The following is an 18485-nucleotide window of genomic DNA, read 5'->3' as shown; positions in this document are numbered from 1 at the left end:
TCTTATCTTGGTTTTAATTGATTTTATTTCTCTCTTCAGCTTTCTTCAGTGCCTCACTATAGGCAGAAAGATAGTATTTGATGAACTTGCTCCACAGCGCCTTCTTAGACAGTGCTGCTGCCTTTCTTCGAATGCGATTTACCTCCTCAGCGGGCAGGTTGGCAAACTGCAACAAGAGGTTCGCCATGTCTTGTGCCACTTCTGCAGCGTTGTCATCGGTGCGATGAATCACCTCAACTCCCGACTCCGCTAAGCGAGTGGAACCCGATTCGTGGGCTGCCCACATGCCAAAGCCTGCCAAATTGGTGGTGATGCAAGGCACCTTGAAGGCTATCGCTTCGAGCGGTGTGTAACCCCAAGGCTCGTAGTACGACGGATATGCACACAAATCGTTGCCCAACAGATAGTCGTAATACGTGCGCTGAATGATGCCGTCATCGCCTGTGAGATAACAGGGGACGAACATCACCTTCACCCTGTCGTTCGCCTGATTTTGCAAACCCAACTGTGCCAGCTTCGTCAGCACCGCATCTTGCTCCATGTTGTGCAACCAGTGCGTGAGCATGGGATAAGACAAAGGCGTGTCGTAGCATTTTGCCTCTGTGAGTCGTTGCTGCAAGTCGGCGCGGGCTTCGCTCACCCAACCCGGGACGGCAATCACCGCCAACACGTCTTTCGATAACAGGTGTTGCGACTGTCGCAAACGGTGAATGGCATCGATAAACACATCAATGCCTTTGTTTCTGAACTCATAGCGCCCACTGGTGGACACAATGAGGGTGTCATCGCCAAACGTATGCCCCATCAAAGCGTTTGCCACTTGTAACAATCGCTTTCGAGCAGCTTTCCGCTGACGTGTAAAGGCAGCTCCTTGTGGCACAAAAGAGTCTTCAAAACCGTTAGGCAACACCTCATCCACGGGTTTGTCCAAGAGTTCTGCGCACTCGCTTGCCGTGATTTCACTCACGGTGGTGAAGCAGTCGACATGGTGCGCCGTCTGTTTTTCTACCGAGTGCTTGCTCTCTATATTGAGTTCTCTCGACATCTGATCTCCTTGATAGGCAGAGAGATAGGCATAGAGCGGTTTGTGATTTCCAGCAATGCTACGCCCTATACTGGTGGCATGGGTGGTAAAGACGGTCGCTATTTCGGGCACATGTTGCCGCACATACAGCAGCCCAAGTCCTGTCATCCATTCGTGCCCATGATACACCACCCGTTGGGTAGCATTCAGTTGGGAGCGATAAAAACTTTCCACTACCCTTCCGGCAGCATACGAAAACATCGATGCCTCGTCATAATCGCCGTAGCCATGCAGACTGTCCACCTGATAAAGGTTCCAAAACTCCGCATAGAGTTGGTTTTTCTGGGCATAGAACGGCTCAAAATCCACCAAAATGGCAATGGGCTTTCCCGGAATATCCCAACGCCCCAATCGCACACAGAGTCCTTCCTCTTGGGCTTGTTGTTGCCATGCGGCGAAAAGGGAATCATCGGGTAAGAAATACGGACATGGACGTTGTTTCCAACAATCCGGACCGATAAAAATAAGACGATCTTGCAACAGATCTCGTAATGTTTTTGTATGCGTAGAGAGTACCGTATAGATGCCTCCTACTTTATTACAAACTTCCCAACTCGACTCAAAAAGATAATCGGGAAGTAACTGATTAGTTGTCATTTAAGTTGTATATTTTGCAACAAAGATAATATAAAAAAGGTGAACCTCAAACTTAAAAGTTCATAATATCTTAAAAACCCTGCTTTTATTGATATAAAACAGTAACTTTGCAACAACCAAACATTTCAAGATGATGAAAACCATACTAACAGGTCTGGCTTTATGGCTCTGCACGCTCGGAGCCATGGCACAACAACAGGCTGCAAAGCCCTTTCTGGGGAGGATTGGCAACGCCGAGTACCGAATTTATATCCAAATGAACTTTTACGACAATAACATCGAAGTACCAGGACAAGAATTATTGGGCGCGATGTCGGGGTTCTTGGGAGACAGCATCGACTCTCGCAAATGGCTCTTCACCTCTGCCAAAGTTCGAAAGAACGTTGCTACCTTGCAAATCATCAACGACTATGGCAGCGAGGACTTGGTAGCGACGCTCACCAAGAACAGCGACAACACCTTCACACTCAAGCAGATAGATGGCAGTCGTATCAAGATAGCACGCAACAGAAAGTGGCAAAAGCTGCCCAAAGAGTTGGTGTTTGTTCGTTCCAAATAAGTCATGGGGCTGTGTACCCTCGCTCCTTCTCAAAGCAAGGCTCGAAAACCAACCCACAAGTGGGACAAAGGAAGTGGACAAACTTAGGTGCGTCTCTTCATCAAAAAGATGCTGAATTTTCTTTACAAAGTGCCTTTCAAAACTCGCGTGTAGACCACCAGCGACACTGTTGGTGGCAAATACGCCAAATATGAGCGATATTCGTAATGCGTTGTGATAAAATATCTTACGGTTATCGCCCGTCTTTTTCTTCCCGTTTTTCCCGATTTTTGTCTGCTGAAGCATCATTCTAAGCCCGCTATTTGCATGCTTTAAGGGTGTTATAGCATGTTTCCAACGCCCTTGTTACATGTTTCCAAGCACGTTGGAGTATTGTTCCAACGAAATTTGGTGTTTATTGTGTTAAAATCAGCCCATTTTTGTCTGTCGTTTGCCTATTATTTTTTTCTATTTTGAAGATTTTAGACAGCCGTTTTTTAGTAAATTTACAGGACAAAAGCTGCATCTGACGTCACCACAAAAGCACGTGTTATCATGCAACAGAAAATATTTTTTTTCATAGCAACGGAAGATATTTTTATTATAGCAACGGAAGAACACGGACCGACACGGACGTGTCGTGAAAACACAAGAAAATTTCATCTGTTGATAAAAAACATGCTGCTAAATTTGTGTCATTCGTTGAACGTTAGCGTTCATTGAATTTTCGAGAAAGAAAAATTCGTGTCTTTCGTTTAATTCGTTATTAAAAAAAATCGTTATAAAAATATCCTTGTTGCAACCTTACAGCAAATAACCGAAATAGAAAATCACTATTATTGGCGATTGCAGGAACGAAGCACATATTGTATTTTTGCAAAATAAGAAATAAACATTTTTGACAAGAAGATAATGACAAACAGACAAAGTAATTCCTACCAAGGAATGATGGAGCATTATGATGATCTGTTGACAGGACGAAAATGGTGGTCAAGGCTATACATGCGACTGATTTGGGACGAGGACACTAATCTCTTGGCTCAGAAAGTGCTTGATTTTATACCGAACGACTTTCAAGGACGACTGCTTGACGTTCCTGTTGGCACTGCCGTTTTTACTGCCGAGAAGTATCGCCAGATGAAAGATGCCCAAATTGTTGGTTTAGACTATTCGGAAGAAATGATAGCCATTGCGACTTTGCGGAAAGAAACGGAGGAGATAGCCAACCTGTCTTTGAAACAAGGAGATGTCGGAAAACTTCCCTATGCCAACGAATTCTTCGACTGCATACTGTCGATGAACGGCTTTCAAGCTTTCCCTGATAAAGAGAAAGCCTTTGCCGAGATTTTCCGTGTGCTGAAACCCGGTGGTTTCTTCTGCGGTTGCTTTTATATCAAGGGTGAACGCCGATTGGCTGATTTATTGGTTAAAAAAGTCATGGAGAGAAAAGGATTTTTCCACCCTCCGTATGACACCTTCGCTGAAGCCGAAAGACGTCTTCGGAGTATGTTTGGCGAAGATGTGCTGACTGAGACAATGGGCGCTGCCTGCTTGTTTAGATGTGTGAAACCTCAAAAAGAATGCGCTGAAAGCGAATCATAAACCACCAAAAACATAAAGCTATGAGTATAACAACTGTTATTGATGAAGAAAATGTCACTATCGTACAAGGAATCAACGGCATTATGCTGTTTAAGGAAGAATGGATGAAGAAAAAGAAGCAAGAATAGACAGCTATTATTAGCACCTCAGTTGAAAACTCAATGAGGTCTTCTTTGCCATATCTTCCAGCCACTCCAAAGACACCATATGCAAGCCACGCCCATGAGGAAGATGTAAAATAGAGACGCCATGCCCAAAAAGGTAAAGATGCGTCCTGTGTGCACTTCTATACAAACGTTGCGTAATGACATGGGCAGCGTTGTCATGCTGTCGGGCATACGAAGGCGAGAATTTCCCTTCTTAAAATCCACGACCATGTCAGCATCGTCCAAGTCTGATGAAAATCCTGCAATGGCGTGACTTCCAAAAGGACTCCCACTGACAGACTGCACCTTTTGACGCGTGAAATAGTCGGTGACGGACTGTTGCGCTCTATCCCATACATACATACCGCTGAACGAACCTATCAGCCATGTGTTCTGATGAGTGTGTTGTTCGACATTGATGCCCATAACGCTTACAGGAGGTTGCACCTTCTCTCTTTGCGGTGTGTCGCCCAAGTGGCGAAGAGAATAGAAACCGTCCGACGTACACAACAGCCAGTCGGCTTTATTCTCATCATACCGCAGCGAACGCAGACAACCATTCCATGGGTTGTCGCTGTCCATGGAAGAAAAAGGTATGGGCGGTATTTTGCCAGAGGCTATGGCGATGAGCGCAGGCGGACGTAGCATCCAGCCTGTAATGGTCAGCAACAACAGAAAGAACATGGCACCTCGTCCCAATTTGTTGTGCCATGTTATCAGTCCTCGCTTCGTACGTTTTGCGAACGATGAACGGGAACGAGGCGCAAAAGAATAATATACGCCTGACAGGGAGAGAAACAAGAGGATTAGTGCCACGCCATCGACAAAGAGCTTGCCAGCCATACCAAACAGTCCGCCTCCGTGAAGAAGCCATATCGTTCGGAAAAGCGAAACCTTCCCTTTGTCATTGTCTGTTTTCTTCAAGGTAATTTTTTGGAAGTCGTGGTAAGGAAAGCGAGACAGATAAACGTAAGACCGACCCGTGATGATGAGCGAGTCGCCCTTCTGTGTAATATCGCTCAACTTTTCGTGCTTACCCTGAAGAATATCAACTTGTTCCCATACGCCATGGTTGTTCAACCGATACAAATGACGTTGACTCATGGCGTACAAACAGCCATTGGGCATGACCGTCATTCCACGAATGTTTCTCAGGTCGGCACCCTTGGGCAACCCGCGGTTAAAGTCGGTTATCGTGTCGGCATCCTTCTCTTTCGCCCAAATGCCAGCGTTGCCGTATATCAACACCGTATTTCTCCATTTCTGCGTACCACGAAACAATCCTTGGTTCCACTGGCTATATCGATATTCTGAGGGTAACAGTGTCCTGCTGATATCGATGCCTTGAAACAACTTGGCATGATTGAGTACTATTCCCGAGAGACAAAAGAGTATGACGAACGGAGCCAAGATAATTCCTAACCATTTATGTTGCCGTCTCCATGTTGTTTTCTTCATTCCAACTCCTTTCATCATTGCTCAACTCTCTTTCGTTGTTTGCCCTTGAACCAAAGATAAACACCCAACAAAATAAACGCCATGAGGATGACAAGCATTTGCCATGCGTGTTTCTCTGGCTCTACCCAAAACTCTTGAAAGAAGTTCATCCTTCCCAATATTTCCACAGGTGTCCAAAAGATGATGACGGTGGCGATAGCCATTCGTATGTTTGCGCCCCATGCAGCGATGTGCAGTTGGTGGCGAAACATGAAGATAGACCCCACGAGACACCCCACTCCCACGAGGAACGTCACGGGATGATGATCACCGAGGAAAGTCTTGTCGTAGCAGAACATGAGCAGCAAGTACATTGCCCAAAGAATCATGTTCAGTTCCATGAACGTGACGATGCTTGTGTGGCGCGTCATGGGTTGCACCACCACAACCTTGCGCTTGCTTCGGAAACATACCTTTTGTATCCATGTAATCAGGTCGCAACCGTTCTTTGTGCTGAACACATACATGGTCATCACCATCATCCACAAGCCAAACGAGGCAGGCATAATGAGGTATTCGGGCTTTGTCACCACTACTCCATTCTCTATCTCTGGCTGAACGCCATAGCGTCGGGCATAATACAGGAAGAGGAACTCCACCCAACCCGTCCAGAAAAGCAGTCCACCGAAGAGTCCCCACAGCGTTTGTCGGGTATCGCCCTTCACAAAGACACCAACGATAACCATGATGAGGCCTACCAAGCCCATCATAAAACCAGCAACGTGCATGGCTCCTTCGCTCATGAACTTCTCCATCAATATCATCAGCGCATGACCTAACGGCATAGCGAACAGCACCAATAAGAATGAGGCGATGGTGCGCCACCAGTAAATTTTCTTTTTATTTTCCATTTTCATATTTATTTCAGTTCATCACAGTAATAACTTATTTGTCCGCCCGTATCGTCGATTTCGGTATGTTGATGATACCAACTGACGATTTGTAACTTGAAATAACGCTTATCATCGGCAGTGCGCACCACATAAACATGGTATGAGGGTGTATAAGTCATAGGAGGTCCAGAGAGAAACATATTTCTCTCCAACAGAGGGTTTGCACTTGTGAGTGTGCGTTGTGGTCCGTTGTGGTTCGTTGTTGGGGTCGGACCATGGATTCTCCTTTGGATCGAGCTTGTGTGTGTTCACATAGCGAAACCAGTCGTTTTGCGAATAGGTTATCATCACTGTAGCATCATTATCTACTATCCACTTTTCTGTTTTTGGCAGTTGCTCCACACGCTGCCAATGATCGTAGTCGCCAAATCCAAGGTCTATGGCACCACCTTTCCCCTTTCCGCTCGTGCCACTATTGGTTCGAATGTGATAGCCACAAAAATACTGGCAATGCTAAATTCTTAAAGATTTTCATTTTAATAATCAATTAAATAAGTTTTGAATGCAAAGTTAGCTGTATATTCCGAACCCAACAATACCTATTTTTTATGATTTCTTTTTTTATATTATACAATCCTCATTTATGAGGGTACTGTTTCGCACTGTCTTTATCCTCATTTATGAGGATATGACGATAATCATACTTCTCACTTTTTGGAGAGCAACAATGAATGATATTAAATATGGTGGTAACTTTTATGAAATAGACATCATGCAACGAAAAAATATTTTCATTGTAGCAACGGAATAACACAGAAGGACACGGACGTGTCGTGAAATCTCGCTAAAATCTATTGTGGTAGACAATACGCCCAATGAACAAAGAAAATAACGTGCATTGCAGCAACTATGGTTACAAGCAAGGACGGGGCGAAGCCCCAAATGGAATACAGCCCAGGGTAATGTGCGGCAGTCAATGCTACAAGCAAGGACGGGGCGAAGCCCCAAAGGGAATACAGCCCAGGGTAACACCCTGGGTGTAAGTTCATTAACTAATTGGCGCGCTGTAAGCGCAGCAGGAGCCAGCGAAGTGCTCGTTCGTTTCTTCCTTTTGCTCTTTCAGAGCGCAAGTTTGTTGGAATATCTTTACCCAGGGCGCTGCCCTGGGCTGTATTCTTATTGGGCTTTCAGCCCGTCTTTGCTCGCAACATCAACACTTGTACGGTGCCATGGTTATACGCCTGTTGAACTTTCAGCCCGTCTTTGCTCGCACCATCAACTCTTGTACGGTGCCATGAGATATACGCCTGTTGGGCTTTCAGCCTGTCTTTGCTCGCAACATCAACTGTTGTATGGTGTCATGGGCTATACGCTGTTGGGCTTTCAGCCCGTCTTTACTCGCAACATCAACTGTTGTACGGTGTCCATGGGCTATGCGCCTGTTACTCCTTCGAGGAAAAACCTAAATGCGAACCGATGACCCTATTTTCTCTTTCAGCATGAAACATAAACCAGCAACCTTTTCATACCATTTCTCTTGGATGATGGCACGCAAAGTGCTGTATTTCGTTAAAAAACATTAAGAAACGGAGGTTTCGGTTCGTTCCATCTTCACCTCTCATAATAATGTCGTAATTTTGCACCCGATTTATTTAATTCACATAAAGTCTAACTTTATTAATTTTTAAACATTTATTATTATTTATGTCAAACTTAAAGAACGTTCAGCCATTAGAGGACTTCAATTGGGATGAGTTCGAAAATGGAACAAACGTAAACGCCAACTGTGATGACTTGGCAAAGATGTACGACGAAACCTTAAACAAGGTTAGTGAACATCAAGTCACCGAAGGAACTGTCATCTCGATTGACAAGAAAGAAGTGATTGTGAACATCGGCTACAAGAGCGATGGTGTCATTCCCGCTTCAGAATTTCGTTACAACCCAGATCTCAAAATCGGAGACAAGGTTGAGGTTTATGTAGAAAACCAAGAAGACCGAAAAGGTCAGTTGGTTCTTTCACACAAGAAAGCCCGTCTTACACAAAGTTGGGATCGTGTTAATGAAGCACTTGACAATGATGAGGTGATTCAGGGTTACATCAAGAGCCGTACCAAGGGTGGTATGATTGTTGACGTGTTTGGTATCGAAGCTTTCTTACCGGGAAGCCAGATTGACGTTCATCCTATACGCGACTACGACATCTTCGTAGGCAAGACCATGGAATTCAAGGTAGTGAAGATTAACCAAGAGTTCCGCAATGTAGTGGTTTCACACAAGGCACTCATCGAGGCTGAGTTGGAAGCACAGAAGAAAGAAATTATCAGCAAACTCGAAAAGGGACAAATCCTCGAGGGTACTGTTAAGAATATCACCTCTTACGGTGTATTCGTTGACTTAGGTGGTGTAGACGGATTGGTACATATCACCGACCTGTCTTGGGGCCGTGTCAGCGATCCTCACGAAGTGGTTTCATTAGACGAAAAGATTCATGTGGTAATTCTCGACTTCGATGACGAGAAGAAGCGCATTGCCCTTGGCTTGAAACAACTCACTCCACATCCATGGGATGCTTTGGATCCAAACTTGAAGGTTGGTGACAAGGTGAAAGGAAAAGTGGTTGTTATGGCAGACTATGGCGCATTCGTAGAGATTGCTCCGGGTGTTGAGGGATTGATTCACGTGAGCGAAATGTCTTGGAGCCAACACTTGCGCTCTGCACAAGACTTCATGCACGTAGGCGACGAGGTAGAAGCTGTTATCCTGACTTTGGATAGAGAAGATCGCAAGATGAGCTTGGGTATCAAGCAACTCAAGTCAGACCCATGGGAGGATATCGAAACCAAATATCCTGTGGGAAGCAAGCACACCGCTAAGGTACGCAACTTCACCAACTTCGGTATCTTCGTAGAATTAGAAGAAGGTGTTGACGGCTTGATTCACATCAGCGACCTCTCTTGGACCAAGAAGGTAAAACATCCTTCAGAGTTCACTACTGTGGGCGCAGAAATTGAGGTAGTAGTTCTCGAAATTGACAAAGAGAACCGTCGCCTGTCACTCGGTCACAAGCAACTCGAAGAGAATCCTTGGGACACTTACGAAACCCTCTACACTCCCGGTTCTATCCACAAAGGTAAGATTACAGAGATGATGGACAAGGGTGCCGTGATTACCCTGAACGAAGGTGGCGAAGGCTTTGCTACGCCTAAGCACTTGGTAAAGGAAGACGGTTCGCAAGCAAAACAAGGCGAAGAACTCGACTTCAAGGTTATCGAGTTTGTGAAAGATACCAAGCGCATCATCCTCTCTCACAGTCGTACGTTCGAAGATGAGAAGGAAGAAGTGAAGGCTGCACCAAAGCACACCAACAAGAAGCAAAACGATGCCGCAGCCATTAACAATGTGGCAGCTGGTACCAGCTTGGGCGACTTGGATGTCTTGGCTAAACTGAAAGCCGACATGGAAAGTTCAGACAAATAATTGTTTGACGCAATCATAATAGAGGTCGATTCTTCACGAATCGGCCTTTTTTTATTTCCTCCCCCCTCCCACACCACGTCACAACTATTTCATTGTCGCATTATTTTTTAACAACGAAAGTAGCGAAATTCCTGTGTGAAGAGTTTTTACTTCCAACAAGCGCACGAGGAACTTGCCGAACCGTTCGCAGCGGAAGAGTGAAGATGTTAACAAAGATTAAACGTTAAAAATAATACGTTCGCCCCACTCCATAGCCGTCAACTTTTTTGTATCTTTGCATCAAATAAAAACATACCGCTCGTTTCTGTTCTGAAACGACACTATTTCAATCAACACTTATTATACTAAAATGTATAGCAAAGACGAATTATCATCTAAGGATGTCCGAGAATTGACGGATATCGCACAAGAATTGGGTGCAAATCTTGATGCAACACAAACGCCCGAACAACTCATAGATACCATACTCGAGAAACAAAATGCAGACGATGACAACAGTGCTTCGACAGGAACGAAGCGCAAGAGAGTCCGCATTGCGAAGCACGAAATCGACAGAGTGTATTCGGTGAATGGCAAGGAGGGCGAAAACTTTGACCTAAAGAAAAACAGACCAGTCAACGAACCTATTTCCCTGTTCAAGGACCAGTTGGAGGAAGAAGCCCCCGCAGATGATGAAACGCCTGCACTCTCGCCAGAAGAAGAGTTGGCTGCCATGCCCAAGCACCGTGGTAGAAAAACGAAGAGAGAACTTGAACTCTTGGCGATGATTGAAGCCAAAAACAAAGAACAAGCAGCGACAGCCCCAAAAGAAGAGCCAACCTCACAAGAGGAAGAGAAGGAAGAGGAGAAAGCGGAGGAAGAAAAGTCTGCTGACACTTCACGCACGGAGGAGGAAATCGCTATTCCTGAAGAAGAAGAGATGATACCCGAGGAAAGCGCCACTGTCGCATCGGAAGAGCCACACAAAGAGCAAGGGATGAGCAATCTCTTGGCACAATTACAGGCGAAAGTAGATGCACACAACGAGAACGCACAAGAACACAGAGAGAATGTTTTGGACGGAATATGGGAAGGCGACCCCGGCGACGGCACCGACTTCATCATCGTGCAAGACCTGCCCATCATGGATCAAGGTGCAGTGCCTAACTTTGACATGTTAGACAATCCCACCACTCCTATCAATCCTCCTACTTCATACCAAGCCCCCACCCCCATGACCAACGCCAATCAGCCTGCATACGATTTTGCAGACCTCATACAAGCCAACGGAGTGTTAGAAACCATGCCCGATGGCTATGGCTTCTTGCGCTCGAGTGATTACAACTACCTCTCATCGCCCGATGATGTCTACGTTGCCAGTTCGCAAATCAAGAAATACGGTCTGAAGACAGGAGATGTGGTACAATGCCGTGTACGTCCACCACACGACGGAGAAAAATACTTCCCACTCACCACTATTGACAAAATCAACGGGCGCAATCCCAACGAGGTACGTGACCGCATCCAGTTTGAACACCTCACACCCCTCTTCCCAGACGAGAAGTTCACGCTCTGCGGTGATCGCGAAACCACGAATCTATCGACCCGCATCGTCGACCTCTTCTCTCCTATCGGTAAGGGGCAGCGTGCGCTCATCGTGGCACAACCCAAAACAGGTAAAACCATCTTGATGAAAGACATTGCCAATGCCATTGCTGCCAACCACCCCGAGGCTTATCTCATGATGTTGCTCATTGACGAGCGACCCGAGGAGGTAACAGACATGGCACGCACGGTGAATGCAGAAGTCATCGCCTCCACCTTTGACGAGCCTGCCGAGCGTCATGTGAAGATAGCAGGCATCGTCTTAGAGAAAGCCAAACGCATGGTAGAATGTGGACACGATGTGGTGATATTCCTCGACTCCATTACCCGATTGGCGCGCGCCTACAACACGGTGAGTCCTGCCTCTGGCAAGGTCTTAACCGGTGGTGTGGATGCCAACGCACTGCAAAAGCCCAAACGCTTCTTCGGTGCAGCTCGAAACATTGAGGGCGGAGGGTCGCTCACCATCATTGCCACAGCACTCATCGACACAGGTAGCAAGATGGACGAAGTGATTTTTGAGGAGTTCAAAGGCACAGGAAACATGGAGTTGCAACTGGATCGCTCACTCTCCAACAAGCGCATCTTCCCAGCGGTCAACTTGGTGGCATCGAGTACACGACGCGACGACTTGCTGCAAGACAAGACCACACTCGACAGGATGTGGATTTTGCGCAAATACATTGCCGACATGAATCCCGTGGAGGCAATGAACACGCTGCACGACCGCCTAGTGAAAACCCGCAGCAACGAAGACTTTCTGTTGTCGATGAACTCGTAAACATGAACGAAGATATAGAAATAAAGGGTGCTCGTGTCAATAATCTGAAAAACATCAGCATCCGTATTCCACGCAATCAACTGATTGTCATTGCCGGACTTTCCGGCTCTGGCAAATCCTCGTTGGCCTTCGACACACTCTATGCCGAAGGTCAACGCCGCTATGTAGAATCGCTCTCTGCCTATGCACGCCAGTTCTTGGGGCGCATGAGCAAGCCCGAATGCGACTTCATCAAAGGGCTGCCCCCTGCCATTGCCATTGAGCAACGGGTCATTGCACGCAATCCGCGCAGCACGGTAGGCACCTCTACCGAGATATACGAATACCTGAAACTGCTGTTTGCACGCATCGGCAAAACCTTTTCGCCCATCAGCGGTGAAGAGGTGAAGAAACATTCTACTGACGACTTGGTGGACTGTATGCTGCAATATTCTGCAGGCACCAAGTTTGCGGTGGTATCACCCCTGCACCTCATTGAGGGGCGGACACTGGAGAAACAACTCGAAATGGAGATACAAGAGGGTTATACCCGACTGTGGCTGAACAACGAGTTTGTGCGCATTGACGACCTCTTGCAAGACAAGACGGCACTCAAGGCGATCCCCCTCGACCAGATTTTTCTCCTCATCGACCGCCTATCGGTGAACAATGACAAAGATACCATTTCACGATTAACCGATTCGGCAGAGACCGCCTTCTACGAAGGGCATGGCGAATGTATGCTCGTGTTCTTCCCCTCCAACATCACCTATCACTTCTCTACACGCTTCGAAGCCGACGGCATGAAGTTTGAGGAACCCAACGACAACCTCTTTTCCTTCAACTCGCCCTTAGGCGCCTGCCCCACCTGCGAGGGTTTTGGTAGCATCATTGGCATTGACGAGAAGTTAGTTGTTCCCAACACTACCCTCAGCGTGTACGACGGTTGTGTGCAGTGCTGGCACGGAGAGAAGATGGGCGAATGGAAAAACGAATTTTGCCGACGAGCTGCCCAAGACAACTTCCCCATTTTCAAACCTTATCTGGAACTGTCGCGCAAAGAGAAAGATATGCTGTGGCACGGACTGCCCTCAGAAAAGCAAAAGGACATTCACGACCAAGTGAGCATTGATGCCTTCTTCCAAATGGTGAAGGAAAACCAATACAAAATACAATACCGTGTCATGATGAGCCGATACAGGGGCAGAACTGTATGCCCTACCTGTCACGGCACACGGTTGAAACAAGAAGCCAGTTGGGTGAAAATTCAAGGCATGTCTATCACCGACTTGGTGGAGATGCCCATTGTCAACCTCAAACAATGGTTCAATGAGCTGACACTCAACGAACACGACCAACAAATAGGCAAGCGACTGCTCACCGAAATCAACAATCGCTTGCAATTCCTCCTCGATGTGGGCTTGGGCTATCTCACGCTCAACCGACAGTCGAACACCCTCAGTGGTGGCGAGAGCCAGCGCATCAACCTCACCACCTCATTGGGTAGCTCGCTCGTAGGCTCGCTCTACATCTTGGACGAGCCAAGCATCGGTCTGCACAGTCGTGACACGCAGCGACTCATCGAGGTACTGAAAAAGCTGCAAGCCATAGGCAATACCGTCATGGTGGTAGAACACGACAAAGAAATGATGTGCGCTGCCGACACCCTCATTGATGTGGGTCCCGATGCAGGACGATTGGGGGGCGAGATTGTGTTCAATGGACCGCTCCAAGAAGTGCTACAACATCCTGCTGAAATGGCACGCAAATATCCACGTTCGCACACCATACAATACCTCACAGGCAACGAGACCATTGATATGCCCACCTCCAGACGGTCGTGGAACCATACTATCAAAGTGGTAGGTGCACGCCAAAACAACCTGAAAGGCATTGATGTCAGCTTTCCGCTCAACGTGCTTACTGCTGTTACGGGCGTCAGTGGTTCGGGAAAATCTACACTCGTTAAGGGCATTCTCTACCCTGCGTTGAAACGTCATCTCAACGAGGTGGCAGACCAGCCCGGCGAATACATCTCCTTAGAAGGCGACTGGAAATACATCCAGCACGTGGAGTTTGTCGACCAAAACCCCATTGGCAAGAGTTCGCGAAGCAATCCTGCCACCTATGTCAAAGCGTATGATGCCATTCGACAACTGTTTGCCGAACAGCCATTGGCAAAACAATTAGGTTTTTCGGCACAATACTTCTCCTTCAACACCGAGGGCGGACGCTGCGAGGAGTGCAAAGGCGCAGGCACCATTACCGTGGAGATGCAATTCATGGCTGATTTGGAATTAGAATGCGAGGCTTGTCACGGTCAGCGTTTTAAGAAAGATGTGTTAGACGTTCGGGTGGCAGGAAAGAATATCAACGACGTGCTGAACATGACCATTGCCGAAGCCATCGAGTTTTTCGATGCATTACAACAGAAGTCGATTGTCGCCCGATTGCAACCACTCTACGATGTGGGATTAGGATACATCAAATTAGGACAAAGCTCATCTACCCTCTCGGGCGGTGAAAACCAACGTGTGAAACTGGCTTATTTCATCGGACGTGAGAAGCAGGAGCCCACGCTGTTCATCTTCGACGAGCCTACCACAGGACTTCATTATTTGGACATCAAACGTTTGCTGTCGGCATTCGACGCACTGCTCAATCGCGGACACTCCATCCTTGTCATCGAACACAACTTGGATGTGATTCAGTACGCCGACCACGTCATCGACCTTGGACCCGACGGAGGAGACAAAGGGGGCAACTTGGTGGTGACTGGCACACCCGAAGAGATAGCGAAATGCAAAGACAGCGTGACGGGGCAGTATCTCAATCGAGAGCTGCACAAAGCACAGTCCTAATGACAGCCAACACCAACCACCCAACGCACAGCGCAAACCTGAAACATGAATCGCACCGAACTCTCTATCCTCATTCCCACCTACAACGATTGTTGTGTAGAACTTGTGAATAACTTGGCACAACAAGCCATGCGTTTGTCGGGTTTAAGCTATGAGATAATCGTGTTAGATGATGCATCTAACCGCCCTGAAGTATTACTTCAAGCTGCTTATATTAATGAGTTAAGAAACACACGGTTCGTGCGTAGAGAAACGAATGTGGGACGTGCCAAAATACGCAACATCCTTACTTCCATGGCACGCTATCAGTGGCTCCTTTTCTTAGACAGCGACATGGAGATTGTCAGTCCTGATTTCTTGGAACGATACTTGCAAGCACCCCCCGAAGCAACGGTGGTTTATGGTGGCAACTGCGTGCAGCGTGACAGGCTGCCGCACGATGGAACCCTGAAATATCGCTATGAAAAAGCGGCTGAACTAACGCACGATGCCGCCCAACGCAACAAACAACCTTACCAGCAGTTTAACACTTCCAACTTTTTAGTGGCAAAGTGGGTCATGGAAGCGCACCCCTTTGACGAGCGCATACAGACCTATGGCTATGAGGATGTGCTGTTTGGCAAGACCTTGCGCACGGCAGGCATTCCTATTCTGCACATCGACAACCCCGTAGGCTTCGGCACGTTTGAGTCGAACCGCAGCTTTCTCGCCAAGACAGAAGAGGCAATGCACACCCTTTTTCTATACCGCAAAGAACTCTTGGGCTATTCCACCGTTTTACATACCTATGCCCACCTGCGCCGTTATCGTTTGGCGTGGCTCGTTCGTCTGCTCTTTTTATGCGCAAAAAAAAGGATGAGAACCCAACTCCTGAGTACTCATCCCTCTCTTTTTGTCTTCAAATGTTACAAATTAGGTTTTTATGCGTCCTTGCCACACAACCAACAGCAAGGATGATGCGCAGATTTTCCACACGATTGCACAACAATAAATAAAGATTGATATTGTTGAACAACCAATGGAATTCCTGAACGGGTATTTTTTTAACAACAAATATAACAAAAAAAACGAATTTTCATTGTTGGAAATCCATGAACGCAAGCGTTCAACGAATAACACAAATTTAGCAAGGCAACAATTTTTTTAGAACGTCGAATGATTTTATTGTGAAATTTCACGACACGTCCGTGTCGTTCCGTGTCATTCCGTTGCTATGATGAGAAATATTATTTCCGCTACCTCATTTGGTTTGAAATTCTGTTGCTTACCTTGAACAAAGGGTTTGCGCGCAGCAAAAACGGGGCTTCGTCCAATCCATGCTCGTGTAACATAAGCTGCTATTACGTTCCGCTACCTCATTTGGTTTGAAATTCTGTTGCTTTACCTTGAACAAAATGGTTTGCACGCAGCAAAGACGGGCTGAAAGCCCAAAAGGAATACAGCCCAGGGCAGCGCCCTGGGTAACAGTGAATGAAGTAATTAGCGCTCTGAAAGAGCAAAAGGAAGGAAAGAACGAGCATTGCGCTGGCTCCTTTTGCGCTTACAGCGCGCCAATTAGTTAACTACCGCTAACCCAGGGTGTTACCCTGGGCTGTATTCCTATTGGGGCTTCGCCCCGTCCTTGTTCTTAATCATGGCTGCTGCACATTGCACTGGGTTATAAACCTATTCTGGCTTCTTTCACTATTATCTGTAACCATGGCTGCTACTGCAATACACAATATTTTCTTTGTTCATGGAATGTATTGTTTGCCGCAACGGGATTCTCGCGAAAGTTTTATTCGTTGTTAAAAAATATTGTCTTTCTAAATTTGTTGCATTCGTTGAACGCCTGCGTTCATGGATTTCCAACAATGAAAATTCGTTTCTTTTGTTTTATTCGTTGTTAAAAATAATTGTCTTGCTAAAAAATATTCAACTCGTTGTTAAAACAAAGAAAAATAATTGCTTTTGACAACAAACAACTTTTTATAAAACAATCGTGCCCTTCTCCATATTTCTTTCACAAAACTTGTCTGTTTTATGAATAATTGCTATTTTTTCACTGACGACTGCGGAAAAGTGTGGTATTATCACACTTTTCTGCGCTTAAAAATGTAAACGCATGGAAATAAGGAGAGACATCATAAATTGTGTGAGTGGCAGAAGCCTGTCTGTTTATAACGAGCGATACCACCCACAGGAACGTATCCGCTTCTCTTTTCTCAATCTACAATACAATGAGGGATTGCTCAGTTGTCCTTCACCCTTAGCAGATTGGTTTTATAGGCTTTTGCCAAATGAACAAGAGTGACGGGGAGTATGCGCCATGAACAAAAAAGAATATTGTGTATTGCACTAGCAGCCATGGTTACGAGCAATGACGGGGCGAAGTTTCAACAAAATGATAAATCCAAAGCATTGCATTGCAGCTGATGTAACGAATAAAGACGGGGCGAAATTTCCAAAAAATGATAATCCCAAAGCATTGCAGCTGATGTTACGGGCAGAGACGGGGCGAAGCCCCAAAAGGAATACAGCCCAGGGTAACACCCTGGGTTAGCGGTAGTTAACTAATTGGCGCGCTGTAAGCGCAAAAGGAGCCAGTGAAATACTCGTTCTTTCCTTCCTTTTGCTCTTTCAGAGCGCAAATTACTTTGTTCACTGTTACCCAGGGCGCTGCCCTGGGCTAATTTCCTATTGGGCTTTCAGCCCGTCTTTGCAGCAGACAAACCCTTTGTTCAAGATAAAACAACAGATTTTCAAGCCAAATGAGGCAGCGGAAATAATATTTTTTATTATTGCTGTCCGGTAAAACTCAAAAGAGCATAAATATCCTCCCCGAAGCCCAGTAAAATTGGACTTCGGGGTTTATTTTTTCAAAAGTAAGCCCCCTCTTAATCGAAAAGACTTGGTTCTGGCGGCGCTTTTTGCATCTCCTTTGCAAGGAAATCATTCCAAGTTTTTTCGGGATTTTCCATGAATGCGATAAAATCAACGTAGTACATAAGCATAAGTCGTATCATGGTAACAACTTGCGAGAATGCACAATGTCTCTTGATGCTTCTCGACAGAACCGTTATCAGCAGATTAGCTATCAGAACAACCCATGTCTGTATTTGTATGGCGTTGACGCTGTCCCCATAGAAGAAATGAAGCGGGAAGTTCTGTTTAAGTTGTTTGTATAACGACTCGATAGCCCATCTTAAGCGGTAAATTTCAGCAATGTCCTCAACCGTGAAGTCAAAGTTGTTGGTCAATAGCACAACTGGTTTCTTGTTCGCATAAAATATCTCCACCCTTCGTGCCTCATGGATGAGTTCCCCTCTTGTAAAACGTACTTTTTGGTCAATATGTGCCACAAGTCCCTCTGTATTGACGTACATAACGGATTCAAGTACCTCATACTTAAGGTTTTTCTTCATTTTTGTCACGTAGCAAACGCCTTCTTCTGTAAGACGTTGGAATTGCGCGACATCGACATAACCACGGTCCATTGCTAAAGTGGAGTCTTTGGGCAGATG

General features: G+C 46.2%; 11 protein-coding genes and 2 pseudogenes. 8 read left to right on the top strand and 5 right to left on the bottom strand.

Annotated features, from left to right (window positions below):
* Positions 1–13: 13 nt before the first annotated feature.
* Positions 14–1681 carry a glycogen/starch synthase gene (locus DEM91_RS00065; RefSeq protein WP_249857383.1) on the bottom strand — a complete coding sequence of 556 codons (1668 nt, stop codon included), beginning with the start codon at positions 1679–1681 and terminating at the stop codon, positions 14–16.
* A gap of 130 nt (positions 1682–1811) precedes the next feature.
* Between DEM91_RS00065 and DEM91_RS00060 the strand changes: the two genes are divergently transcribed.
* Positions 1812–2240: a hypothetical protein gene (locus DEM91_RS00060; RefSeq protein WP_249857382.1), complete on the top strand. Its 429-nt coding sequence runs from the start codon at positions 1812–1814 to the stop codon at positions 2238–2240.
* A gap of 891 nt (positions 2241–3131) precedes the next feature.
* A complete protein-coding gene (locus DEM91_RS00055; protein WP_249857381.1) occupies positions 3132–3821 on the top strand; it encodes a class I SAM-dependent methyltransferase in 690 nt (229 codons plus the stop codon).
* 158 nt (positions 3822–3979) lie between these two features.
* On the opposite strand, the gene DEM91_RS00050 is transcribed toward DEM91_RS00055, so the two are convergent.
* The 3 genes and pseudogenes from DEM91_RS00050 to DEM91_RS00040 all read right to left on the bottom strand — a co-directional run.
* Positions 3980–5425, bottom strand: coding sequence for a PepSY-associated TM helix domain-containing protein (locus DEM91_RS00050; RefSeq protein ID WP_249857380.1), 1446 nt, complete (start codon positions 5423–5425; stop codon positions 3980–3982).
* Between the two features lie 14 nt (positions 5426–5439).
* Positions 5440–6315 (bottom strand): hypothetical protein, encoded by an 876-nt coding sequence (locus tag DEM91_RS00045; RefSeq protein ID WP_195253287.1) that lies wholly within the window; start codon positions 6313–6315, stop codon positions 5440–5442.
* Positions 6316–6323: 8 nt separating this feature from the next.
* Positions 6324–6798, bottom strand: a pseudogene (locus DEM91_RS00040) (HmuY family protein); the annotation flags it as partial.
* A gap of 397 nt (positions 6799–7195) precedes the next feature.
* Here DEM91_RS00040 and DEM91_RS00035 point away from each other — a divergent pair.
* From DEM91_RS00035 to DEM91_RS00010, 6 genes and pseudogenes are all read left to right on the top strand, one after another.
* Positions 7196–7777 carry a hypothetical protein gene (locus DEM91_RS00035; protein WP_249857379.1) on the top strand — a complete coding sequence of 194 codons (582 nt, stop codon included), beginning with the start codon at positions 7196–7198 and terminating at the stop codon, positions 7775–7777.
* 224 nt (positions 7778–8001) lie between these two features.
* The gene (gene rpsA / locus DEM91_RS00030) at positions 8002–9777 is read left to right on the top strand and encodes a 30S ribosomal protein S1 (protein WP_249857378.1); all 1776 of its coding nucleotides are present in this window, start codon (positions 8002–8004) and stop codon (positions 9775–9777) included.
* Between the two features lie 349 nt (positions 9778–10126).
* Positions 10127–12142 (top strand): transcription termination factor Rho, encoded by a 2016-nt coding sequence (gene rho, locus DEM91_RS00025; protein WP_249857377.1) that lies wholly within the window; start codon positions 10127–10129, stop codon positions 12140–12142.
* A gap of 2 nt (positions 12143–12144) precedes the next feature.
* A complete protein-coding gene (gene uvrA, locus DEM91_RS00020; RefSeq protein ID WP_249857376.1) occupies positions 12145–14982 on the top strand; it encodes an excinuclease ABC subunit UvrA in 2838 nt (945 codons plus the stop codon).
* A gap of 45 nt (positions 14983–15027) precedes the next feature.
* On the top strand, positions 15028–15939 hold the full coding sequence (locus tag DEM91_RS00015) for a glycosyltransferase family 2 protein (RefSeq protein ID WP_249857375.1): 912 nt from the start codon (positions 15028–15030) through the stop codon (positions 15937–15939).
* 1171 nt (positions 15940–17110) lie between these two features.
* A pseudogene (locus tag DEM91_RS00010) lies at positions 17111–17275 on the top strand (ATPase); the annotation flags it as partial.
* A 583-nt stretch (positions 17276–17858) separates the two neighbouring features.
* On the opposite strand, the gene DEM91_RS00005 reads toward DEM91_RS00010, so the two are convergent.
* On the bottom strand, positions 17859–18485 hold a 627-nt coding region (locus DEM91_RS00005), incomplete at its 5' end, for a transposase (RefSeq protein WP_249857373.1).

The sequence above is a fragment of the Prevotella sp. TCVGH genome, assembly GCF_023522295.1.
Classification (GTDB): domain Bacteria; phylum Bacteroidota; class Bacteroidia; order Bacteroidales; family Bacteroidaceae; genus Prevotella; species Prevotella timonensis.
This window is presented reverse-complemented; position numbering and strand designations above follow the sequence as displayed.

Coding starts and splice junctions, on each gene's coding strand:
- uvrA (WP_249857376.1), top strand. CDS start 12,145: ATGAACGAAGATATAGAAATAAAGGGTGCTCGTGTCAATAATCTGAAA.
- DEM91_RS00065 (WP_249857383.1), bottom strand. CDS start 1,681: ATGACAACTAATCAGTTACTTCCCGATTATCTTTTTGAGTCGAGTTGG.
- rho (WP_249857377.1), top strand. CDS start 10,127: ATGTATAGCAAAGACGAATTATCATCTAAGGATGTCCGAGAATTGACG.
- DEM91_RS00045 (WP_195253287.1), bottom strand. CDS start 6,315: ATGGAAAATAAAAAGAAAATTTACTGGTGGCGCACCATCGCCTCATTC.
- DEM91_RS00060 (WP_249857382.1), top strand. CDS start 1,812: ATGATGAAAACCATACTAACAGGTCTGGCTTTATGGCTCTGCACGCTC.
- DEM91_RS00055 (WP_249857381.1), top strand. CDS start 3,132: ATGACAAACAGACAAAGTAATTCCTACCAAGGAATGATGGAGCATTAT.
- DEM91_RS00015 (WP_249857375.1), top strand. CDS start 15,028: ATGAATCGCACCGAACTCTCTATCCTCATTCCCACCTACAACGATTGT.
- DEM91_RS00050 (WP_249857380.1), bottom strand. CDS start 5,425: ATGAAGAAAACAACATGGAGACGGCAACATAAATGGTTAGGAATTATC.
- rpsA (WP_249857378.1), top strand. CDS start 8,002: ATGTCAAACTTAAAGAACGTTCAGCCATTAGAGGACTTCAATTGGGAT.